A 22,471-nucleotide genomic window follows, 5' to 3' on the forward strand; every position below is an offset into this window, starting at 1 on the left:
AGCCCCCGCGCACCCGCACCGCACGACGGCGGGGCCGCGCCCGCCCCGGCGAGGACGGGACCGACTGTCAGTGGCACGTGGCAGGATCGGGGACGTGGCAGACACAGCATCGAAGAAGACCGAGACCCCCTCCGGCGGCAGCCGCCCGCGCCTGATGCTCATGGACGGGCATTCGCTGGCGTACCGCGCGTTCTTCGCGCTGCCCGCGGAGAACTTCACCACCGCGACCGGCCAGCCGACCAACGCGGTCTACGGCTTCGCCTCGATGCTGGCCAACACGCTGCGTGACGAGGCGCCCACCCACTTCGCGGTGGCGTTCGACGTCTCCCGCAAGACCTGGCGGAGCGAGGAGTTCACCGAGTACAAGGCGAACCGCTCCAAGACCCCGGACGAGTTCAAGGGCCAGGTCGAGCTGATCGGCGAGCTGCTCGACGCGATGCGCGTGCAGCGCTTCGCCGTCGAGGGCTTCGAGGCCGACGACGTCATCGCCACCCTCGCCACGCAGGCCGAGGCCGAGGGCTTCGACGTGCTGATCGTCACCGGTGACCGGGACTCCTTCCAGCTGGTCAGCGAGCGCACCACGGTTCTCTACCCGACCAAGGGCGTCTCCGAGCTGACCCGCTTCACCCCGGCGAAGGTCGTCGAGAAGTACGGGCTGACGCCCGCCCAGTACCCGGACTTCGCCGCCCTGCGCGGCGACCCGTCGGACAACCTCCCCGGCATCCCGGGCGTCGGCGAGAAGACCGCCGCGAAGTGGATCAACCAGTTCGGGTCGTTCGCGGAGCTGGTCGAGCGCGTCGACGAGGTCAAGGGCAAGGCCGGGCAGAACCTCCGCGACCACCTGGAGTCGGTCAAGCTCAACCGCCGCCTCACCGAGCTGGAGCGGCGGGTCGCGCTGCCGAAGACGGTCACCGACCTGGAGCGCGCCGCGTACGACCGCAAGGGCGTCGCGATGATCCTCGACACCCTGGAGATCCGCAACCCCTCCCTGCGCGAGCGGCTCTACGCCGTCGACCCGGGCGCCGAGGAGGCCGAGACCGCTCCGGTCACCGCGGACGGCGTGGAGCTGGACGGCACGGTGCTGTCCACCGGCGAGCTGGCCGCCTGGCTCGCCGAGCACGGCACCGCGCCCCTCGGCGTGGCCACCGTCGGCACCTGGGCGCTGGGTACCGGCTCGGTCGCCGAGGTCGCTCTCGCCGCGGCCGACGGCAAGGCCGCCTGGTTCGACCCGTCCCAGCTGGACGAGGCGGACGAGGACGCCTGGACGTCGTGGCTGGCCGACGCGGACCGCGTCAAGGTGTTCCACGACGCCAAGGGCGCGATGCGCGTCTTCGCCGAGCACGGCTGGGAGATCGCGGGTGTCTCGATGGACACGGCGCTCGCCGCCTACCTGGTCAAGCCGGGCCGCCGCTCCTTCGACCTGGACGCGCTGTCCCTGGAATACCTGCACCGCGAGCTGGCCCCGGCCGCGGCGGCCGACGGCCAGCTGGCGTTCGGCGCGGACGACGCCGCCGAGGCCGAGGCGCTGATGATCCAGGCCCGCACGGTCCTCGACCTGGGGGAGGCGTTCGAGGACCGGCTCCAGGAGGTCGGCGCGGCGGACCTGCTGCGGGACGTGGAGCTGCCCACCTCCGCGCTGCTGGCCCGGATGGAGCGGCACGGCATCGCGGCGGACCGGGAGCACCTCCGGGCGATGGAGCAGATGTTCGCCGGTGCCGTGCAGCAGGCGGTGCGGGAGGCGCACGCGGCGGCCGGCCGGGAGTTCAACCTGGGCTCGCCCAAGCAGCTCCAGGAGGTCCTCTTCGGCGAGCTGAACCTGCCGAAGACCAAGAAGACCAAGACCGGTTACACCACGGACGCCGACGCGCTGGCCTGGCTGGCGACGCAGACGGACAACGAGCTGCCGGTGATCATGCTCCGCCACCGCGAGCAGGCCAAGCTGCGCGTCACCGTCGAGGGCCTGATCAAGACGATCGCCGCGGACGGCCGCATCCACACCACGTTCAACCAGACGGTCGCGGCCACCGGCCGCCTCTCCTCCACCGACCCCAACCTGCAGAACATCCCGGTGCGCACCGACGAGGGCCGGGCGATCCGCCGCGGCTTCGTGGTAGGCGAGGGCTTCGAGTCCCTGATGACGGCGGACTACAGCCAGATCGAACTGCGCGTCATGGCCCACCTCTCCGAGGACGCGGGCCTGATCGAGGCGTTCACCTCGGGCGAGGACCTGCACACCACCGCCGCCGCGCGGGTCTTCTCCGTCGAACAGAGCGCGGTCGACGCGGAGATGCGCCGCAAGATCAAGGCGATGTCGTACGGACTGGCGTACGGGCTGTCGGCCTTCGGCCTGTCCCAGCAGCTGAACATCGACGCGGGCGAGGCCCGCATGCTGATGGACGCCTACTTCGACCGCTTCGGCGGCGTACGGGACTACCTGCGCAGGGTCGTCGACGAGGCACGGGCGACGGGGTACACGGCGACGCTCTTCGGCCGCCGCCGTTACCTGCCCGACCTCAACAGCGACAACCGGCAGCGCCGTGAGGCCGCCGAGCGCATGGCGCTCAACGCCCCCATCCAGGGCACGGCGGCCGACATCGTCAAGATCGCCATGCTCAACGTGGGCAAGGCGCTGACCGAGGCGGGGCTCAAGTCCCGGATGCTGCTCCAGGTCCACGACGAGATCGTGGTGGAGATCGCCCCCGGCGAGCGGGCGGCGGCCGAGGAGCTGATCCGCCGCGAGATGGCCGGCGCGGTGACCCTCCGGGTGCCGCTGGGCGTCTCGGTGGGCGCGGGCCCGGACTGGGAGTCGGCGGCGCACTAGGGGGCCCTGGAGGGGCGGGAAGGGCGTCCCGGGGGCGGCGGCCGTACGCCGCCCGTCCCCGGCCAGTACCGCCGGTCCGGCCGCGCCCGCCCCGGTGGGCGCCCCTCGGCGTGCGGGCGCCGCCGGCCCGGCGCGGATCCTCCGGGGTGCGGGTGCCCGGCCCGGCGCGGGTCCTGCGGGGTGCGGGGCCCGGCTCCGGCGCGGGGCCCGCGGCGTGCGGGCGCTTCGCCCGTCCGGCGCCTGCCCCCGGGCGTACCGGCGCTCACCCTTCCCGCAGGCTCCTCCCGAAGTTCCCCCGAAGCCCCCTCCGGCCCGTCACTCAGGTGGCCCCCGCGAAAACGCCCCCGTCCCCGGCGCCCCCGAGGATGCGGGCATGGGTATACGCATGCTCCACCACCGGACGGCACCGGCGCGGTCCGGCGCCGACGGGCCGTCCTGCGTGCCACTCCCGCCGGTCCCGGCCCTCGCCCTGGGCGCGAGTACCGCCCGCGTCCCCGCCACCCTCGCCTCGGCCGTGTGCCACGTACGCGACGACCTGCGCCGCGGACTGGCCCACCGGGTGTCCGCCGCACCGGGCGCCACCGAACAGCCGCCGCCCTGGCGCCGCTGGGCCGAGCTGACCCGCGGTTACCTGGCACTGGCGCTCACGCTGCTGCCGCGGCCCCGTCCCGACCGCACGATGACCCTGTTCATCGTGACCGCCGACCCCGTCGGCGCGCGCCCGGCCGGTTCGGCGCCGCGCCGCCGGCGCCGCCGTCTGAGACTGCCGAGAACCCCCGGAGGACCCGGCCGCCGCCGCGGCCGGGCGTGAACGGCGGCCGGACTCCGGATGGCGGGCGTGGGCCGGACAGAGGGCGCGGCCTGTCCAATCGGGAAGAAACGGACGCGAACGGGTGCCCGTGCAAGGGAAGTTGTCGTAGGGTCGCCTGCGCACCGTACCGGTCGGGCAGGCGCACCCGGATCTCCGCGGCGACGCGGACACAACCCGCGGCGCAGGCCGATCGTCACACCAGGGCGAGCGCACCGAGGCAAGCGCACCGAGGCGAGCACGACAGGGCGAGCACACGACGGAGAGGGACGCCACGGCGTCCACTGGGAGGGATTCACTCTATGGCGGCGCATTTCGGCAGGCGGTTGCGCAAGAGCGCGATGACCACCACCGTCGCGGCGGTCGCGGTCGCGGCCCTGTCCGCGTCCCAGGCTCCCGACGTCACGGCCGGCGCCGACGGCAGACAGGGCACCACCGACTCCGCGTCCTCCGCCGACCCCGGCTCCGGGGACGGCGCCACGGGCAACTCGCCGTACTACACGGACCTCCCGCCGCTCGACAGCCCGGTCCCCTCTCCGTCGTCGGCCACCGGCACCCCCGTCACCCAGGGTTCGGCCGAGTCGGGCATCCCCGCCACCGTCCTGGACGCCTACAAGAAGGCCGAGGCGTCGCTGCGCGCGTCGAAGCCGGGCTGCAACCTGCCCTGGGAACTCCTCGCCGCCATCGGCAAGGTGGAGTCGGGACAGGCCCGCGGCGGAGCCGTGACCGCCGACGGCACCACCACCAGCCCCATCCTCGGCCCGCAGCTCGACGGCAACGGCTTCGCGCTCATCAAGGACACGGACAACGGCGCGTACGACGACAACAGCGAGTACGACCAGGCCGTCGGCCCGATGCAGTTCATCCCGTCCACCTGGGCGTGGGCCGGACGCGACGGCAACGGCGACGGCGAGGCCGACCCCAACAACATCTACGACGCCGCCCTCGCCGCCGGCCACTACCTGTGCCGCAACAGCTGGGACCTGTCGGACCAGGGCGACCTGGACGCGGCCATCCTCAGCTACAACAACTCCACGGAGTACCTCAACACCGTCCTGTCCTGGCTGGAGTACTACCGCAAGGGCACCTACGAGGTCCCGGACGGCACCGGCACGCTGCCCGTGGACCGCAGCGACGGCACCACCGCGTCCGCTTCGGCCGGCACCGCTTCCGGCGGCTCCTCCGGGTCGTCGAAGGGATCGGGCCGGTCGACGTCGCCGGCCACCCGGTCCCCGTCCCCCGAGTCCTCCGCTCCGCCCGCCTCCGGGACCCCGTCACCCGACGAGACGTCCCCGACCCCGACCCCCACCGACACCGTGGCCCGCCTGGAGAACGCCGGCACCGGCAAGCTCACCGCGATGGCGGGCGACGCGTTCACCGAGCGGATCAGCGCCCGCGCGCAGACCGGCGCGGGCAAGGCTGTCGGCAAGGTACGGGTCCGCTTCACCGTCATCGGGTCCACCGACGCCGAGTTCACCACCGGCGAGAGCGTCGCCACGGTCGTCACCGACAGCTCCGGTGTGGCCACCGCGCCCGCGCTGCGCGCCGGGGAGAAGACCGGCGGCTTCCTCGTGCGCGCCACGGTCGTGGGCCGCGCCGTTCCCGGCCTCGACTACAGGGCCACCGTCACCCAGCGCGTCGCCGACACGGTCGTGCGCACCGGCACCACCGCGCTCACCTGCACCGCGGGCGGCACCTTCGCCGACCGGGTGGAGGTGAAGGCCACCTACAAGGACGCCGTCGCGGACCGGGTCGCCGCCACCGCCACGCTCATCACCTCGGCCACCGACGCCACCGAGAACGACAAGGGCCCCTACTTCAAGGACGCCGACGGCACGGCCGTCCGCAGCCTGACGGGCCTGGAGACCGACGCCAAGGGCCTGCTGAAGCTGCCGACGCTGTACGCGGACGACACCACCGGCACCTTCCTGCTGCGGATCACCACCGCGGGCGGCGCCTTCGTCGACGTGGAGCTGACGGTCGAGCCGGCGGAGACGGCCTCACCGAGCCCGTCCGGGACCACCACGGCGAGCGCGAGCGCCTCCGCCACCCCCTCCGCCTGACCCGCGTACGCCTGCTCAGTCCCGCCGGGCCGCCCGGGCCTTGGTGTACCGGGTGGGCTCGGCGCCGGCCGGGTCCTCGGGCCACGGATGCCTCGGGTACCGGCCGCGCAGCTCCGCCCGCACGCCCCGGTAGCCGTCGCGCCAGAAGGAGGCGAGGTCGGCGGTGACCGCCGCCGGGCGGCCCGCGGGGGAGAGCAGGTGGACCAGGAGCGGCACCCCGGCGACCTCCGGGGTGCGCTGGAGCCCGAACATCTCCTGGAGCTTCACCGCGAGCACCGGCCGCTCGGGATCGCCGTAGTCGATCCTGACCCGGGACCCGCTGGGGACGGTGATCCGCTCCGGGGCCAGTTCGTCGAGCCGCGCCGCCTCACCGGTGGCCCAGGGCAGCAGCCGCGCCAGCGCCTGGCCGGCGTCGATCCGCGCGAGGTCCGCGCGCCGCCGCGCCCGGCTCAGCTCAGGCTCCAGCCATTGCTCCACGCGCGCGTGCAGCTCCTCGTCGGAGACGTCGGGCCACGGCGCCCCCAGGTGCCGGTGGAGGAACGCGAGCCGCTGCCGCAGCGCCTCCGCCTCCGCCGGCCGGCGCAGCAGCCCGAACCCCTCCCGCCGCAGCCCTTCCAGCAGCGCCTCCCGTACGAGGCCGGGGTCCGGGTCGCGCAGCGGACGCGCCGCCAGCTCGATCGCCCCGAGCCGCTCGACCCGCCGGGCGACGACGTCCCCGTCCGCCCAGCGCACCTCGTCCTCTTCCGTCAGCAGGGCGCTCGCCGCGCGTCGCGCGACGTCCTCGTCGACGACCGCGCCGAGCCGCACGCGCGCGTTCCGCCGCCCCACGGGCCGGTCGGCCACGGCGACGGCGATCCAGGGCACCCCGCGCAACGCCGACCCCTCGGCCAGCTCGGCCCGGGTCCCGGAAGCCATCAGATACGACCCGCCGTCCTCCTTGGCGACCCGCTCGGGGAAGGCGAGCGCGGCGACAAGCCCGGCGATCCGCCCGCCGGTACCGTCGGCGTCCGGCGCGGTGCCCCGCCCGTCGGCACTGTCGGCCCTGTCGGCGTCCGGCGCGGTGCCCCGCCCGTCGGCACTGTCGGCGCCGGTCCCGAGAGCCTCCCGCCGGGCGCCCGGTTCCCCGGCGCCGCCCGCAGCCCGGTCCGCGGCCCGGTCCGCGGCCCGGCCGGACACCTCTCCGGACACCTCCCCGCAGACGCCCCGCAGCCGGCGTGCCTCCGCCCGCCACCGCGCCCCGTAGGCGTCACCCCCGCGCCGGGCGGCCCGCGTCGCGGACACCAGATCGTCCCCGTACTCCCGCGGCGCCTCCTCACTCAGCAGCGCGACGATCTCCGCGGCCGCCCCGAAGGCCACAGCCGCGTCCCCGCCGGCATCACCCGCCTCCAGCAGCGCCCGCCCCAGACGCGGATGCACCCCGAGCCGGGCCAGCCGGGCGCCCCGCGCGGTGGCCCGTCCGGCGTCGTCCACCGCGCCCACGGCCCTCAGGACCGACCGCGCCGCCGCCATCGCCCCGCCCGGCGGCGGGTCCAGCAGCGCCAGCCCGGAGGCGTCCGGGTCGCCCCAGCAGGCCACCTGGAGGGCGAACGCCGTCAGGTCGGCCACCTTGATCTCGGGCGCCGGGAAACGCGGCAGACGGTCGTGCTCCGCCTCCGCCCAGCACCGGTAGACCGCGCCCGGGGCCTCCCGCCCGGCCCGCCCCGCCCGCTGCCGCGCCGCCGCCCGGGAGGCCCGTACCGTGGCCAGCGCGCTCAGCCCGCGCGCGTGGTCCACCCGCGGCTCCCGCGCCAGGCCCGAGTCGACGACCACCCGCACGCCCGGGACCGTCAGCGACGACTCCGCGACCGACGTCGCCAGCACCACCCGGCGCCGCCGTCCGGGCGCCAGCACCGCGTCCTGCACGGCCGCCGGAGCCCGCCCGTGCACCTGGAGCACCTCCACCCCGTCGAGCCCGCCGAGCTGCCCGGCGACCCGCGCGATCTCCCCCACGCCCGGCAGGAAGCACAGCACGTCGCCGTCCCGCTCGGCCAGCGCCCGCCGCACCACCGACGCCACGTGCGTCAGCAGCGCCGGGTCGACCCGCGTCCCGTGCGGCGGCCGGACCGGCCGGACCGGCGGCGCCCACACCGTCTCCACCGGGTACGACACCCCCTCGGCCGCGACCACCGGCGCCCCGCCCAGCAGCCGTGCCCAGCCCTCCGCGTCGGTCGTCGCCGACGCGGCCACCAGGCGCAGCTCAGGGCGCAGCGTCTCGCGCACGTCCTTCAGGAACGCCGCCGCCGTGTCCGCGTCCAGGTGCCGCTCGTGGCACTCGTCGAGGATCACGACGTCCACGCCGGGCAGCTCCTGGTCGCGCTGGAGCCGCTGGAGCAGTACGCCGGTCGTGACGACCTCCACGCGCGTGTGCCGCCCGGTGACACGCTCCCCGCGCACGGTGTACCCGACGCTCCGGCCGGGCCGCTCGCCCAGCAGCCAGGCCATCCGCCGGGCCGCCGCGCGGGCGGCGATCCGCCGCGGCTCGGCCACCACCACCCGCCGCGCGGGAGCGGCCTCGCCCACCAGCCCGGCCAGCGCCAGCGGCACCAGCGTCGTCTTGCCGGTGCCGGGCGGGGCGACGAGGACCGAGGTGCCGTGCGCCTGCAGGGCGTCGTCCAGACCGGGAAGGGCGGTACGGACGGGCAGGGCGTCCAGGGCGTCGTGACGGATCACGCACTCAGTCCCGTACGCACACGAAGATCGCCGTTCCCGGGATCAGACGCCCGCGCAGCGGGGACCAGCCGCCCCACTCGGAGGTGTTCCAGTCGGGCCACTCCGGCTCGACCAGGTCCACCAGCGTCAGGCCGGAGGCGACGACGTCCCGGACGCGGTCGCCGAGCGTGCGGTGGTGCTCGACGTACACCGCGCGGCCGTCGGCGTCCTGCTCGACGTAGGGCGTGCGGTCGAAGTAGGACGCCGAGACGCTCAGCCCCTCCGGGCCGGGCTCGTCCGGGAAGGCCCAGCGGACCGGGTGCGTCACGGAGAACACGAACCGCCCGCCCGGGCGCAGCACCCTGCGCACCTCCCGCAGCACCAGCCGCGGATCGGCGACGAAGGGCAGCGCCCCGTACGCGGAGCAGGCCAGGTCGAAGGAGGCGTCCGCGAAGGGCAGCGCGCCCGCGTCGGCGCACACCAGGGGGAACGGGCTCCCGATGCGCAGCGCGTGCTGCAACTGCCGGTGCGACAGGTCCAGGGCGACCGGCCGGGCCCCCTGGGCGGCCAGCCAGCGCGAGCACTGGGCCGCGCCGGCACCGATCTCCAGGACGTCCTTGCCGGTCAGCTCCTCCGACGGGCCGAGCAGCTCGGCCTCCACCTCGTCCAGCCCCTCGGGGCACCACACGAAGCGGTCGTCGCCGAGGAAGGTGCCGTGCTCGACCTGGTACTCGTCCGCGTTGCGGTCCCACCAGCCCCGGTTGGCGCGGGTGCTCTCGGCGACACCCGCCGCACGCCGGGTGGCTTCGGGTTCGGGACCTTCGGGCTCTTGGATGATCGGCTCCCTCGTACTAATCTGCGGCTCCTCCGTGGCGCACCACGACTGCCCGTGGCTCTTCCGTACGGCTGTCCGTGGCTCTTCCGTACGGCCGTGTCCCGCGGGTGTCACGGAGGGGCGCCGCACGGCCCGTGTGGCCTCGGGGGACACGTTTTGTGCCGGGTATGCGACGATGCGCCCCGGCTGTGCGGCTTCGCGCATTGACCCTGCCCGGCTGCCCCCGTATGCTACAAGTTGCGCTGCGAGCTTGCGCACCTCAGACGTAGCAGGCTGTGCTCGCATCTGTTGTATGTCCCCTCGGTTGTCGAGGTGCCATACCGGTCACCGGTGGGGCGCTTCCTTGGCTGTCCGGCTTCTGCAGAGCGAAACGGGCTCCGGCGTAGCAGTACCTACGACTTCAATGTCCGTACCGGAGCCCTTTCCCACATGACGAGCAGCACCGAGACCACCGCCACCACCCCGCAGGTAGCGGTCAACGACATCGGTAACGAGGAAGCCTTCCTCGCCGCGATCGACGAGACGATCAAGTACTTCAACGACGGCGACATCGTCGACGGCGTCATCGTGAAGGTCGACCGGGACGAGGTCCTGCTCGACATCGGTTACAAGACCGAAGGTGTGATCCCGAGCCGCGAGCTCTCGATCAAGCACGACGTCGACCCCAACGAGGTCGTCGCCGTCGGTGACGAGATCGAGGCCCTCGTCCTCCAGAAGGAGGACAAGGAAGGCCGCCTGATCCTCTCGAAGAAGCGCGCCCAGTACGAGCGTGCCTGGGGCACCATCGAGAAGATCAAGGAAGAGGACGGGATCGTCACCGGTACCGTCATCGAGGTCGTCAAGGGTGGTCTCATCCTCGACATCGGCCTCCGTGGCTTCCTCCCGGCCTCCCTGGTCGAGATGCGCCGCGTCCGCGACCTCCAGCCCTACGTGGGCAAGGAGCTCGAGGCCAAGATCATCGAGCTGGACAAGAACCGCAACAACGTGGTCCTGTCCCGCCGTGCCTGGCTGGAGCAGACCCAGTCCGAGGTCCGCCAGACCTTCCTCACCACCCTCCAGAAGGGCCAGGTGCGGTCCGGCGTCGTCTCCTCGATCGTCAACTTCGGTGCCTTCGTGGACCTGGGTGGCGTCGACGGTCTGGTCCACGTCTCCGAGCTGTCCTGGAAGCACATCGACCACCCGTCCGAGGTCGTCGAGGTCGGTCAGGAAGTCACCGTCGAGGTCCTCGACGTGGACATGGACCGCGAGCGCGTCTCCCTGTCGCTGAAGGCGACCCAGGAAGACCCGTGGCAGCAGTTCGCCCGCACCCACCAGATCGGCCAGGTCGTGCCCGGCAAGGTCACGAAGCTGGTTCCGTTCGGCGCGTTCGTCCGCGTGGACGAGGGCATCGAGGGTCTGGTCCACATCTCCGAGCTGGCCGAGCGCCACGTGGAGATCCCGGAGCAGGTCGTCCAGGTCAACGACGAGATCTTCGTCAAGGTCATCGACATCGACCTCGAGCGCCGTCGCATCAGCCTCTCGCTGAAGCAGGCCAACGAGTCCTTCGGTGCCGACCCGTCGGCGGTCGAGTTCGACCCGACCCTGTACGGCATGGCCGCGTCCTACGACGACCAGGGCAACTACATCTACCCCGAGGGCTTCGACCCCGAGACCAACGACTGGCTCGAGGGCTACGAGAAGCAGCGCGAGGAGTGGGAGCGCCAGTACGCCGAGGCGCAGACCCGCTTCGAGCAGCACCAGGCGCAGGTCATCAAGTCCCGCGAGGCGGACGAGAAGGCCGCTGCCGAGGGCGGCGACGTCGCGGGTGCGGCTCCGGCCGCCTCCGGTGGCGGTTCGTACTCCTCCGAGGGTGCCGACAACTCCGGCGCCCTGGCGTCGGACGAGGCGCTGGCCGCGCTGCGCGAGAAGCTGGCCGGCGGCCAGAGCTGACGCTCGTCCCGGCCCGCCGGTAGTACCACCACGGAAGACCCCGTTCCCCTTCGAGGGGGGGGCGGGGTCTTCCCGTTGTGCCCGACGCCCTTCCCGCCCTGTCCTCACCATCGGTCCTTGCCCGCCGTGTCCTCACCACCGGGTCCCTCCCGCCAAGTGCCTCCCGGCACGTCCTTTCCGGCGCGTCCTCCCCGCCTGTGACAGTCGGAAATCGGCGTGAGACGCCCAGGCGCGGCGATGCGTGACACACCGCTGTGAGGACCCCTCCCGGCTTCGGGACCACTGCCGTCGGGTACGGCGGTGCGTCGCAAGAGACCCGGGGAAAGGGGGACGCGCCGCATGGCGGGGCCCCGGCCGGGAACGGCAACCGGGCGCCGCTGCCCCGGCTGCGTCCGCGGACTGCTCGCCAAGGCCGCGAAAGGCTCACCCCGCATCCACAACAGCCCGTCCCCGGAAGGCGCCTGGCGCTCCCATGCCCGGCGGCCCCGACGCCCTCGCCCGCGCGCCCCTCGACCAGCCCCAGGACCAGGTGCACTTCGCCGGTGGCCGCCGGAGCCACCTCGGCGCCTGGCGGCACGGAGCGATCGCGTCCGCCCGCGAGGCGGTGACGGGACCGCACGCGCGCGTGCCCGCCTCCTGAGAGCCCGGTGAGGTTCCGCGTCGAGGGGGCCGGACGGGAATGCTCCGGCCCCCTCGGACGTTCGACCGGGGGGAAGACAAGGGAGGACCGCCACAGTGCTTGATCCGCAGGGTTTGTACGCATGGGAGCCGAAGGGCCTGGCCGTGGTCGACATGGCGCTCGCCCAGGAGTCGGCCGGTCTTGTCATGCTCTACCACTTCGACGGTTACATCGACGCCGGGGAGACCGGCGACCAGATCGTCGATCAGGTGCTGGATTCGCTGCCCCACCAGGTCGTCGCCCGGTTCGACCACGACCGGCTCGTGGACTACCGGGCCCGCCGGCCGCTGCTGACGTTCAAGCGCGACCGCTACACCGACTACGAGGTGCCCTCCCTGGAGGTGCGGCTCGTCCAGGACGCCACCGGAGCACCCTTCCTGCTGCTGTCCGGTCCCGAACCCGACGTCGAGTGGGAGCGCTTCGCCGCGGCCGTCGGACAGATCGTGGAGCGGCTCGGCGTCCGCCTGGCCGTCAGCTTCCACGGCATCCCGATGGGCGTCCCGCACACCCGCCCCGTCGGCATCACCCCGCACGGCAACCGCTCCGAGCTGGTCCCCGGCCACCGCAGCCCCTTCGACGAGGCGCAGGTCCCCGGCAGCGCCGAGGCGCTCGTCGAGCACCGGCTCATGGAGGCCGGCCACGACGTCCTGGGTGTCGCCGCCCACGTCCCGCACTACGTCGCCCGCTCCGCCTACCCGGACGCCGCGCTGACCGTCCTGGAGGCCATCACGGCCGCCACCGGTCTCGTCCTGCCCGGCATCGCGCACTCGCTGCGCACCCAGGCGCACCGCACCCAGACCGAGATCGACCGGCAGATCCAGGAGGGCGACGAGGAACTCACCGCGCTCGTCCAGGGTCTCGAGCACCAGTACGACGCCGCCGCCGGCGCCGAGACCCGGGGCAACATGCTCGCCGAGCCCGTCGAGATCCCCTCGGCGGACGAGATCGGCCGCGAGTTCGAGCGGTTCCTGGCGGAGCGCGAGGGGGACGGCTGAGGGCTTCTGACGGGCCTTTGCGGCGCCGCGGGAAACCATCGGAGGCCCCCGCGGAGGCCCTAGGCTTGCGGTCATGCTGAGAGTGGGCCTGACCGGCGGGATCGGCGCCGGCAAGAGCGAAGTGTCCAGGCTGCTCGTGGAGTGCGGCGCTGTGCTGATCGACTCGGACCGCATCGCGCGCGAGGTGGTCGAGCCCGGGACCGAGGGGCTCGCCGCGGTCGTCGCGGCCTTCGGCACGCAGGTACTGGCCGCCGACGGCGGCCTGGACCGGCCGAAGCTGGGCTCGATCGTCTTCGCCGACAAGGAGCGGCTCGGCGTACTGAACTCGATCGTGCACCCCCTGGTGCGCGCCCGGTCCGAGGAACTGGAGCGGGCCGCGGCGCCGGACGCCGTCGTCGTGCACGACGTCCCGCTCCTCACCGAGAACGGCCTGGCGCCGCAGTACGACGTGGTGATCGTCGTCGACGCCGACCCCGCCACCCAGCTCGACCGGCTGGTCCGGCTGCGCGGCATGACCGAGCAGGACGCCCGCGCCCGCATGGCCGCCCAGGCGACGCGTGAGCGGCGCCGGGCCGTCGCGGACCTGGTCATCGACAACGACGTGCCGCTGGAGGACCTGCGGCGCCGGGTGAAGGAGGTGTGGGCGGAGCTGGCGCGCAGGGCGCACGGTGACTCCCGCGAGCCCCGGCCGCCCCAGGAATAGCGGCACCCGCACCGGCGTTGAACCGTCCCAGTGAGGGAAGGACTCTGCCGTGCCCGAGACCAGCGGACCGACCGGACGTACGCCGGAGACGGACGTGATCGACTTCCGTGCCGCCGAGCGGCTGCTCGCGGCGCGGGACCCGCGGGGCGCGGTGAAGCTGCTGGACAGCGTGATCGCCGCGCACCCGGAGAACACCGCCGCCCGGCTGCTGCGCGCGCGTGCCTTCTTCGCCGCGGCGCAGCTCAGACCCGCCGAGCTGGAGTTCACGATCGTCCTGGAGCGGGAGCCGGACAACGCCTTCGCGCACTTCGCGCTCGCCCGCACCTACGAACGCCAGAACCGCCCTGACCAGGCACGGCGCCACTTCCGGCTGGCCGCCGCGCTGGACCCCAGTCCGCAGTACCTGCGGCGGGCGGATTTCGACGGCTGAGGACCGGCCGGTCAGGGCCGTGCGCGGTGCGGTGCGTGATGCGGTGCTTGGCGCGCTGCGCGGTGCGTGGCGTGATGCGGTGTGTGGCGCGGTGCCGCCTCAGCGGTGCTTGTCCAGCGGCCGGTACGGCGGGATGTCCCGGCCGGGCTGCCAGTGCGGGCCCTGCCGGATGTGCCGCACGACCACCACCAGGTCGACCGCGACGACCAGCCACAGAGCCGCGCACACCGCGGCCCACCCGGGCCGCCCGGCCAGCACGAACGCCAACGTTCCGAAGGCCGTCCAGCCCGCGCCCCACACGCTCAGCCAGAAACGCGCCCGCAGCGCACTGCGCGCGGTCACCGGCTCACTGCCTGTACGCATCTCGACCACCGCTCCCACCTGGCAACCTACTCGGCACCGCGACCGTTGACCACGCGGGCCCGACGACGCCCGGTGCTCACTCGTTCGGGTGAGCCGATCCGAGAGGGGAACGGGCGTGCGGGAGCGGTCCGTTGGACGGACATGGAGCCGAAGACGCGAGTGGGACACAAGGGGACGGGACCCGGGGCGATCACCCCGGACGGCTGTGCGGTCGAGCTGTACGCCCGGCTGCCGGCCGGAGCCGAGCCGGACATCATCGCCTCGGTCGTGCCGACGGGCGCGCGCATCCTGGAGCTGGGCAGCGGCGCCGGGCGCATCACCCACCCGCTGCGGGAGCGCGGGTTCACGGTGACGGCCGTCGACGAGTCCGCCGAGATGCTGGAGCACGTCCGAGGGGCACGCACGATCTGCGGACCGATCGAGGACCTGGACCTGGGCGAGACGTTCGACGTGGTGCTGCTCGCCTCGTTCCTCGTGCACACCTCCGACCTGGAGGTGCGGCGGGGGCTGTTGCGGGCTTGCGCGCGGCACGTGGCGGAGGACGGCTGTGTCCTGATCCAGCGGGAGGGCGAGGACTACCACACCCGGGTGCCCCGCGAGCGGGTCGACCCCGGCGGCGTCACCGTGCGCGTCATGTCGTCCGAACCGGTCGGCGACGGGGTCAACGAGGTGCACGCGCGGTACGAGTTCCCGGACGCGGTCTGGACGCAGACCTTCCGGACGCGGCCGATGACGCGGGAGCGGTTCGAGGAGGCGCTGGCGGAGGCGGGGCTGAGAGTGGACCGGTATCTGACCGAGGACCGGACATGGGTGCGGGCCGTGCCCGCGGCCTGAACCACGGGCCACGGGCACGGCCGGACCGGAGCGGACCGGACCGGACCGGATCAGACCGGACCGGATCGGATCGGATCAGGGAGGAGCCTCAGCCACGAGTCATAGGACACGGGGCACGGGCCGGACCGGACCGGATCTGACCGGGGAGGAATCTCAGAGCCGTCCGCCCGGGACCACCGAGAACGACGGCGGACCGGCCGGCAGCCGCACCGTGTACTGGCTCAGATAGGTGTCCAGGAACGGTGAGCGGTCACCCTGGGTGGCGACGTCGTCGGCCGGGTCGTCCAGGTCCAGCTTCAGCCGCGCGCCCTTGACCTCGATGGTCTCGCCGGAGGGCGTGTCGCGCCAGGAGCCGGTCTGGATGGAACCGATCTCGACGGCCAGGACGTGTCCGGCGACCAGCGTCCAGTCGGTCGACTTCAGGTCGACGGTCAGCCGGCCCGACTCCACCAGCGAGACCTGCTCGTCGAACATGACGGCGCTGCCGTCCGGGGCGACGTCGTAGAGCTTGAGCATGATGTTGCCCTCGCCCCGCGCGGTCAGCGAGATCCGCGGAGTGCCGGTGACGCGTACGTCCCGCCGCACCGGCTTCGACCACACGAAGAAACTGGAGGTGATGTCACCGGCCCGCTGGCTCTCGGTCTGGGCCTCGGCCAGTCCCTTCGGCGCGGCCTGCTCGGTCGCGGGCGCGTTCTCCATGTCCCACTTGCCCGACGGCTGCGACTGCTCCGGAGCCGGGGTGCCCCCGGACGCGGTCAGCGTCGCCCGGGCCGAGGTGCCGCCGTCGTCCACGTACGAGCCGTCACCCAGCGAGAGGCTGACGGAGCGTTCGACGACCGGCCAGGTGCGCTGGGCACGCCAGGCGCCGGTGGAGTCCTCGACGGCGTAGGCGGGGTAGCGGACCGTCGGCTCGGTGCCCTTGAGGTACCGGTCGTAGAAGGAGAGCGTCTCCTCGTACCAGCCCTCGCGGCCCATGGCGAGGCGGCCGTCGCTGACGCGGTCGCCGCCGCGGACGTGGTCCCACTGGCCGAGCCAGCCGCGTTCGACGCCCCGGTGGTTGTCGAGGTACTCCTCCATCTCCTCGGGCTTGGTGTTGTTCTCGATGAAGCCCTGGGTGACGAAGAGCGGGGTGTCGCTGCCCTCGGCCATCCTGGCCAGGTCACGGGAGGTCCAGTGCTCGTCCCACTGGTCGGCTGTTCGGTACCCGGCCGAGTTCTCGGTCAGGCATTCCGGGTGGCTGTCCTCGTAGCGGGCGTTGGCCTGGTAGTGGGCGTCGTCGTCCGTCATCGGCTCCATCGTGGCGATGGAGTTGTAGGCGTCGGCGGTGCCGGTCACGTTCGGACGGGGCACGCCGTTGGAGTAGATGTACTGGTACATGTCCCACACGGGCTCCTGGGCCACCACGGCCTTGAGCGCGCGCTGGTCCAGGTTGTTGCCGATCAGTCCGGTCACGGCGTCGTACGACTTGCCGTACATGCCGACCGCGCCGGTGGACCAGGGCTGCTTCGCGGCCCAGTCGACGGCGGCCTCGACGTCGGCCTGCTCGCCGGGCCCGCCCCAGTCCAGGCAGCCGGTGGAACCGCCGAAGCCGCGCAGGTCGACCATGACGAAGGCGTAGCCGTTGTCGAACAGGTCGGCGCCCTCGATGAAGTCCTGGAAGCGGGCGGAGGGACCGGTGTGGGTGAAGCCCTCCGGGCCGGTCTGACCCGAGTGCGCGAAGTAGGGGCCGACCGACAGGATGACCGGCACCTTCTTGTTCCTGGGGAGGGACTCCGGCAGCAGGACGTCGGCGTGCAGTTCGGTACCGGAGCCGTCCGCGGACGGGAAGTAGTGCTGGGTCCAGACCGAACCCTCGGGGACGCGGTCGTTCTCCTCGTGCGTGACCGGACCGGTCGCGGCGGCGGCCGGAGACGGTATGTTGCCGGCCGCCGCGGTGGCGGGGCCGGTGAGCCCGGCGGTCAGCGCGAAGGTGGCGACGAGTGCCGAGGCGGCCCGGACGGCCGCGCGACGTGCTCTCACATGCTCCTCCTTGAGAAGTGGTGAAGGTGGCGCGAATGGTGCGGACATGACATGTGGTGGGTTGGTGCTGTGGTGCTGTGGTGCCGGTGACCGGTGGTGCTGGCGGTGCTGGTGACCAGTGGTGCGGTGGCGCAGGCAGTGCGGTTCTGCGGATGGCACGAGTGGTGCGAGTGGTGCGCTGTGCAGGTCTAGCAGCGGTCCCGGTCCGCCGTCGATGGGGCGTCGGTGATGTGCCGGGGGAGGGGAGGGAGTCGGAGGCCGCGTACGGTGATCACCTTCGGGCCGGCGCGTCGCGGCGGTGTGTCCTGCGCGTTACTGGTGCGGCACGGGCGCGCGTACCGGGAACCGGCCGTGGCGGCGGCCGGTCCGGAACGGCCGCCGCCGTGGGTCAGTGGCCGCCGGAGCGGCCCTTGGAGCCGCTCGGACCGGCCCGGCCGGTCGAAGCGTCGAGACTGTTCAGGGCACGCAGACGTTCCAGTTCACGGCGGTCGCGCTTGGTCGGCCGGCCCGCGCCGCGGTCGCGGACGGCGATCGGGGTGACCGCCTCGCGGGGCGGGGGCGGCGGGGAGTTGTCGACGTAGCACTGGACGGCCACCGGGGCGCCGACTCGCTTGCGGATCAGGCGCTTCACGATGACGACGCGTTCCCGGCCCTCGTGACGCAGGCGGACCTCGTCGCCGACGCGCAGGGAGTGCGCGGGCTTCACGCGTTCGCCGTTCACGCGGACGTGTCCGCCCCGGCAGGCGGTCGCCCCGACGGAGCGTGTCCTGACCAGGCGGACGGACCAGATCCAGCTGTCGACGCGGACGGTCCCGCCGGACTGCGCTGAGGCCGCCTCGGCGGCGGCGATCGCGGCGGCGACCTTGGGATCGGCGGTCCGCTCGGCGCCGGACCCGGCGGTGGCCTCCGCGGCCGTGGTCTCCCCGGCGGTGGCCTCCGCAGCAGTGGTCTCCCCGGCGGTGGCCTCCGCGGCGGTGGTCCGCGAGGCGGGTGTCCCGCCCGTCCGGTCGGTGGCCGTCGCTTCGGTGGGGCCCGGTCCGTGGGTCCCCGCGCCGTCCCTGTCCTCGTCACGCTCGGAAGCCATGCCCCGACCTTAACCGCCCGGCACCCGGTGGTGCCCGGGCCCTACCGTGGGGACATGGACAGCAGCGCCCTGACCGGACTCGACCAGCGGATCGCGGACTGCCGGGCCTGCCCGCGGCTGGTCGGCTGGCGCGAGGAGGTGGCCCGCACCAAGCGGGCGGCCTTCGCCGACTGGACGTACTGGGGCCGCCCGGTCCCCGGCTTCGGACCGCCGGACGCCCGGCTGCTCATCGTCGGCCTCGCCCCGGCCGCCCACGGCGGCAACCGCACCGGACGCATGTTCACCGGCGACCGCTCGGGCGATGTGCTGTACCGGGCCCTGTACGACGTGGGCCTCGCCTCACAGCCCACCGCCGTCGCCGCCGACGACGGCCTGGAACTGCGCGGCGTGCGCGTCACCTCGCCGGTGCACTGCGCCCCGCCCGCCAACAAGCCCACCCCCGAGGAGCGCGACACGTGCCGCCCCTGGCTGGTCCGGGAACTGCGGCTGCTGCGTCCGACCCTGCGGGCCGCGGTCGTCCTCGGCGCCTTCGGCTGGCAGGCCGCGCTGCCCGCGTTCGCCGCGGCGGGCTGGACGGTGCCCCGGCCGCGTCCGGCGTTCGGGCACGGCGCGCGGTTCACCCTCGCCGCCGAGGGCGGTGGCACCGGAGACGACGCGGGCCAGGATCTCGACCTCCTCGGCTGCTTCCACGTCAGCCAGCGCAACACCTTCACCGGCCGGCTCACCCCGGACATGCTCCGCGAGGTCCTCGCCACGGCGGCGCGCGCAGCCGGGCTGCCCGCCGGAAACGGGTGACGGGAGCGCCACCAGCGGACTAGCGTGCCCGGATGGGCGTGTATCCGGAGATCGAACCGTACGACCACGGCATGCTCGATGTCGGCGACGGCAACCGCATCCACTGGGAGACCTGCGGCAATCCCCAGGGCAAGCCGGCCGTGGTGCTGCACGGCGGTCCCGGATCGGGCAAGAGCCCGGCGCTGCGCCGCTACTTCGACCCGGCCGCGTACCGGATCGTGCTGTTCGACCAGCGCGGCTGCGGGCGCTCGACCCCGCACGCGAGCGCCTACGACACCGACATGAGCGTCAACACGACCGCGCACCTCCTCGCCGACCTGGAGCGGCTGCGGCGGCACCTGGGAGTCGAACGGTGGCTGGTGTGGGGCGTGTCCTGGGGTTCCGCGCTCGGGGTGCGGTACGCGCAGACGCACCCCGGCGCGGTGACGGAACTGGTCCTCACCGCGGTCGCGACCGGCTCCGACCCCGAGGTCACGCTCATGACCCGAGGGCTCGGCAAGCTGTTCCCGGTGGCCTTCGAGGAGTTCTGCGCCCTGCTTCCCGAAGACGAGCGGGAGGGCAACCTGGCCGCCGCGTACAACCGGCTGCTGGAGTCCCCCGACCGCCGGACGCGGGAGCGGGCGGCCCGCGCCTGGACCGACTGGGAGACGGCGGTCGCCTCCGCCCCGCCGCGTTCGGTGCCGCGTTACGAGGACCCGGTGTTCCGCATGGGCTTCGCGCGCACGGTCACGCACTACTGGGGCAACGACCACTTCCTCGGCGAGGGCGACGAGGAGGGAGTCGTCCTGCGTGACGCGCACCTGCTGGCCGGCATCCCCGGCACCCTGGTCCAGGGCACCCTCGACCCCGGCAACCTCCTCGGCATCGTATGGCGCCTGCACCACGCCTGGCCGACGAGCGAACTGCTGATGGTGGACGACGTCGGGCACAACGCGGGGGCGCCGGGCATGGCGGAACTGCTGGTCGCGGCGACGGACCGGTACGCACGCGGCGAGCGCGCGAGAACCTCGGGAAACCGGATGCCGCGGGTCGAGAAGCCGATCCAGTGCCGAGGAGCCGACTGATCGAGGAAGCGAAGGAGTTCGTCATGGGAATGACCCGTACGGCGATGTCCGCGGCCGTGGTCGTGGCCGCCGCCACCACGGCTCTCACGCTCGCCGGCCCCGCCCTGGCCGCCGGCACCGCGTCCACCACCCCCTCCGCGTCCACCACCCCCTCCGCCTCACCCACCCCCTCCGCCGTGTCCGCTCCGCTCTCCGCGTCCGCGGTGGCGGACGACGAGGACGAGGTGAACGACCTCAGGGTCGCGATCGCTCAGCTCATCTCCCTGCCGTACGCCGGTTCAAAGGTGCGGGAGAAGGGCCGGGCGGCCCTGAACGGCACGGTCGAGGAGACGCGTGCCTTCCTGGAGACCGGATACCGTCTCGCGCGGGCCCAGGACGACCGTGTCGCCCTCGCCCAGCTCATCTCCAGGCCCGAGACGACCCCCGAGGCGAGGGCGGCCGCGAACGAGCTGCTCAGGACCAGTGACCCGGAGGGAATGCGCTGGTTCCTGGAGACCGGGCAGTACGAGGTCGCCGACTGAAGCCCGTCCGCTGGGGGCGCGTGACTCATCTGCGCGTGCCCGGCACCCCGTCACACGTCACGCTCGTGACCGTCGTCACGCCCGTCACCGCCGTCACGCCCGCCACCCCGTCGCCTTGGTCACTCCGATCACGGCCAGCGTCCCGATCATGTCGGGCGCCCCGACCACGCCCGTGATGACGCGATGCGCGACGGGGCCGGCGCCCCGCCCTCCGCCGCCGTCGCCGCGATCGGGTTCGCGATCGGGCAGCCCGACGGCATCGACATCAGCGAGGTCGTCGTCCGCCCCACCGCGCAGGCCTGACGGCCGGCGGGCCGTACGGCACGAAAACCCGTCGTACCGCGTGAACGGTCCCCCTACGCTGTCGGCGCGGCGCACCCGCCCCGACCGGAAGGACCCCGCCCATGCCGGCCCGCCCCGACTCCGACCCCGCCCCCGATCACGATCACGACCAGGACTTCCTGGACGCCGCCGCCGACCGCCTCGCCGCGCTGCCGGCCGTCCGCGCGGTCGCCCTCGGCGGTTCCCGCGCCCAGGGCACCCACCGCCCCGACAGCGACTGGGACCTGGCCGTCTACTACCGCGGCTCCTTCGACCCGGCCGACCTCCGAGCCGTCGGCTGGGCGGGTGAGGTCAGCGAGGTCGGGGCCTGGGGCGGTGGCGTCTTCAACGGCGGCGCGTGGCTGACGGTCGGCGGACGCCGGGTCGACGTCCACTACCGCGACCTGGACGTGGTCGAGCACGAACTGGGCGAGGCCCGGGCCGGCCGCTACCGCGTCGAGCCGCTCATGTTCCACCTGGCCGGCATCCCGACGTACCTGCTCGTCGCCGAACTGGCGGTCAACCGGACCCTCCGCGGCGACCTGCCCCGCCCCGCCTATCCGGAGCCGCTGCGCCGGACCGCCCCCGGACGCTGGTGGGGCACGGCCGAGGCCACCCTCGCCTACGCCGAGGCCGGCCACGCCCCCAAGGGAGCCGTGACCCAGGTCGCGGGCGCGATCGCCCTCGCCGCGACCCAGACGGCACACGCGGTGCTGGCGGCGCGCGGGGAATGGGTCACCAATGAGAAGGGAATGGTGGCGAGGGCCGGGCTGGGCGGGACGGACGCGCTCCTGGCCGGGCCGGCCGCCGATCCCAGGGCCCTGGCCGGGACGGTCGCCGAGGCGCGAGCGCTGCTGAGAAGCGCCGTGGACGCCGCCGCACGCGGCTGAACCGCTCCGAGCGCTCCCGGCCCTTTCACCGGACCCGCTCCGGGTGAGCACAGTGAGTGACGGATGATGTGATGCCGGTCCCGAGGGAATGCACAACTCTGCTGTCACGCGCGACAGTTGAGCTATGGTGATGGTCACGCTGTGTTGTGCTGCCTGTCCGTGCGCGGACGCCTGGGCGCTGGAATCTCGGGGGCTTCAATGGATCCGTACCTGCTCACGCTGGCCGGCACCGCCGGTACTTCTCTGGTGGCGTTGCTCGTCGGCGAGGGATGGCAGCAGACGCGCGACGGGGTGGTCACCGTCTGGCGTCGCTTCCGGCCGCAGCACGCGCAGGAGGTCGAACGCGAACTCGACGAGTCACGCCGTACGGCGATGAACGCGCCGGAGGACGGCGGCGACCTCGAAGGCCGGTGGATCGGACGGTTCGCGGCCCTGCTGGGCGCGCACCCCGAGGCCGCCGACGACCTGCGAGAGCTGCTGGACCGATGGGAGAGGCAGGCGGCCGGACAAACGATCCATGGGGACGTGCGGTTCGAGGCGCACGCGCGGGGGAACGCCCGGGTCTACCAGTCCGCCCGGGACCTGCACGTCTCCGAGCGATGAGTGGACCGGAAGACCCACGGGACGGT

19 protein-coding genes are annotated in these 22,471 nt (G+C 73.5%); 14 read left to right on the forward strand and 5 right to left on the reverse strand.

The genetic code is table 11. The annotated features are described in order from the left end of the window. The first annotated feature begins 94 nt into the window (after positions 1 to 94). From polA to ACY1JF_RS21230, 3 genes are all read left to right on the forward strand, one after another. Positions 95 to 2,821, forward strand: coding sequence for a DNA polymerase I (polA, locus tag ACY1JF_RS21220; RefSeq protein ID WP_462706759.1), 2,727 nt, complete (start codon positions 95 to 97; stop codon positions 2,819 to 2,821). 373 nt (positions 2,822 to 3,194) lie between these two features. Continuing rightward, on the forward strand, positions 3,195 to 3,632 hold the full coding sequence (locus tag ACY1JF_RS21225; protein ID WP_462706760.1) for a hypothetical protein: 438 nt from the start codon (positions 3,195 to 3,197) through the stop codon (positions 3,630 to 3,632). A gap of 299 nt (positions 3,633 to 3,931) precedes the next feature. Next, positions 3,932 to 5,692 (forward strand): lytic transglycosylase domain-containing protein, encoded by a 1,761-nt coding sequence (locus ACY1JF_RS21230; protein WP_462706761.1) that lies wholly within the window; start codon positions 3,932 to 3,934, stop codon positions 5,690 to 5,692. Between the two features lie 15 nt (positions 5,693 to 5,707). Here ACY1JF_RS21230 and ACY1JF_RS21235 read toward each other — a convergent pair whose 3' ends face one another. After that, entirely contained in the window at positions 5,708 to 8,401 is a 2,694-nt protein-coding gene (locus ACY1JF_RS21235; RefSeq protein WP_462706762.1) for an ATP-dependent RNA helicase, read from the reverse strand. A 4-nt stretch (positions 8,402 to 8,405) separates the two neighbouring features. Next, positions 8,406 to 9,419 carry a class I SAM-dependent methyltransferase gene (locus ACY1JF_RS21240; RefSeq protein WP_462706763.1) on the reverse strand — a complete coding sequence of 338 codons (1,014 nt, stop codon included), beginning with the start codon at positions 9,417 to 9,419 and terminating at the stop codon, positions 8,406 to 8,408. Between the two features lie 225 nt (positions 9,420 to 9,644). Between ACY1JF_RS21240 and rpsA the strand changes: the two genes are divergently transcribed. The 5 genes from rpsA to ACY1JF_RS21265 all read left to right on the forward strand — a co-directional run bounded on the left by rpsA (position 9,645) and on the right by ACY1JF_RS21265 (position 13,951). Further along, entirely contained in the window at positions 9,645 to 11,144 is a 1,500-nt protein-coding gene (gene rpsA / locus ACY1JF_RS21245; RefSeq protein ID WP_215167553.1) for a 30S ribosomal protein S1, read from the forward strand. A 472-nt stretch (positions 11,145 to 11,616) separates the two neighbouring features. Then, positions 11,617 to 11,784, forward strand: coding sequence for a hypothetical protein (locus ACY1JF_RS21250; RefSeq protein ID WP_462706764.1), 168 nt, complete (start codon positions 11,617 to 11,619; stop codon positions 11,782 to 11,784). Between the two features lie 95 nt (positions 11,785 to 11,879). Then, on the forward strand, positions 11,880 to 12,818 hold the full coding sequence (locus ACY1JF_RS21255) for a PAC2 family protein (RefSeq protein WP_462706765.1): 939 nt from the start codon (positions 11,880 to 11,882) through the stop codon (positions 12,816 to 12,818). Between the two features lie 73 nt (positions 12,819 to 12,891). Then, positions 12,892 to 13,521, forward strand: a complete 630-nt coding sequence (coaE, locus tag ACY1JF_RS21260; protein WP_462706766.1) for a dephospho-CoA kinase — start codon at positions 12,892 to 12,894, stop codon at positions 13,519 to 13,521. A 49-nt stretch (positions 13,522 to 13,570) separates the two neighbouring features. Further along, complete coding sequence (locus ACY1JF_RS21265) at positions 13,571 to 13,951, forward strand: tetratricopeptide repeat protein (RefSeq protein WP_462706767.1); 381 nt, start codon at positions 13,571 to 13,573, stop codon at positions 13,949 to 13,951. Positions 13,952 to 14,050: 99 nt separating this feature from the next. Here the strand turns inward: ACY1JF_RS21265 and ACY1JF_RS21270 are convergent, their stop codons facing one another. Then, positions 14,051 to 14,314 (reverse strand): DUF6343 family protein, encoded by a 264-nt coding sequence (locus ACY1JF_RS21270; RefSeq protein ID WP_462706768.1) that lies wholly within the window; start codon positions 14,312 to 14,314, stop codon positions 14,051 to 14,053. 141 nt (positions 14,315 to 14,455) lie between these two features. Here ACY1JF_RS21270 and ACY1JF_RS21275 point away from each other — a divergent pair, with 141 nt between their 5' ends. Next, complete coding sequence (locus ACY1JF_RS21275; RefSeq protein ID WP_462706769.1) at positions 14,456 to 15,148, forward strand: class I SAM-dependent methyltransferase; 693 nt, start codon at positions 14,456 to 14,458, stop codon at positions 15,146 to 15,148. Between the two features lie 153 nt (positions 15,149 to 15,301). Here ACY1JF_RS21275 and ACY1JF_RS21280 read toward each other — a convergent pair whose 3' ends face one another. Both ACY1JF_RS21280 and ACY1JF_RS21285 read right to left on the reverse strand, forming a co-directional pair. Further along, positions 15,302 to 17,167 (reverse strand): CocE/NonD family hydrolase, encoded by a 1,866-nt coding sequence (locus ACY1JF_RS21280; RefSeq protein ID WP_462706770.1) that lies wholly within the window; start codon positions 17,165 to 17,167, stop codon positions 15,302 to 15,304. A gap of 388 nt (positions 17,168 to 17,555) precedes the next feature. Continuing rightward, entirely contained in the window at positions 17,556 to 18,251 is a 696-nt protein-coding gene (locus tag ACY1JF_RS21285; protein ID WP_462706771.1) for an RNA-binding S4 domain-containing protein, read from the reverse strand. A gap of 54 nt (positions 18,252 to 18,305) precedes the next feature. On the opposite strand from ACY1JF_RS21285, the gene ACY1JF_RS21290 reads away from it, so the two are divergent. From ACY1JF_RS21290 to ACY1JF_RS21310, 5 genes are all read left to right on the forward strand, one after another. After that, positions 18,306 to 19,046 (forward strand): uracil-DNA glycosylase, encoded by a 741-nt coding sequence (locus tag ACY1JF_RS21290; protein WP_462706772.1) that lies wholly within the window; start codon positions 18,306 to 18,308, stop codon positions 19,044 to 19,046. Positions 19,047 to 19,078: 32 nt separating this feature from the next. Then, on the forward strand, positions 19,079 to 20,110 hold the full coding sequence (gene pip / locus ACY1JF_RS21295; RefSeq protein WP_462706773.1) for a prolyl aminopeptidase: 1,032 nt from the start codon (positions 19,079 to 19,081) through the stop codon (positions 20,108 to 20,110). A 23-nt stretch (positions 20,111 to 20,133) separates the two neighbouring features. Next, positions 20,134 to 20,631 (forward strand): ALF repeat-containing protein, encoded by a 498-nt coding sequence (locus ACY1JF_RS21300; protein ID WP_462706774.1) that lies wholly within the window; start codon positions 20,134 to 20,136, stop codon positions 20,629 to 20,631. Positions 20,632 to 21,035: 404 nt separating this feature from the next. Beyond that, positions 21,036 to 21,842, forward strand: coding sequence for a nucleotidyltransferase domain-containing protein (locus ACY1JF_RS21305; protein ID WP_462706775.1), 807 nt, complete (start codon positions 21,036 to 21,038; stop codon positions 21,840 to 21,842). A 198-nt stretch (positions 21,843 to 22,040) separates the two neighbouring features. Beyond that, positions 22,041 to 22,445 carry a hypothetical protein gene (locus ACY1JF_RS21310; protein WP_462706776.1) on the forward strand — a complete coding sequence of 135 codons (405 nt, stop codon included), beginning with the start codon at positions 22,041 to 22,043 and terminating at the stop codon, positions 22,443 to 22,445. Positions 22,446 to 22,471: the final 26 nt, after the last annotated feature.

The sequence above is a fragment of the Streptomyces sp. SYSU D01066-1 genome (assembly GCF_054956795.1).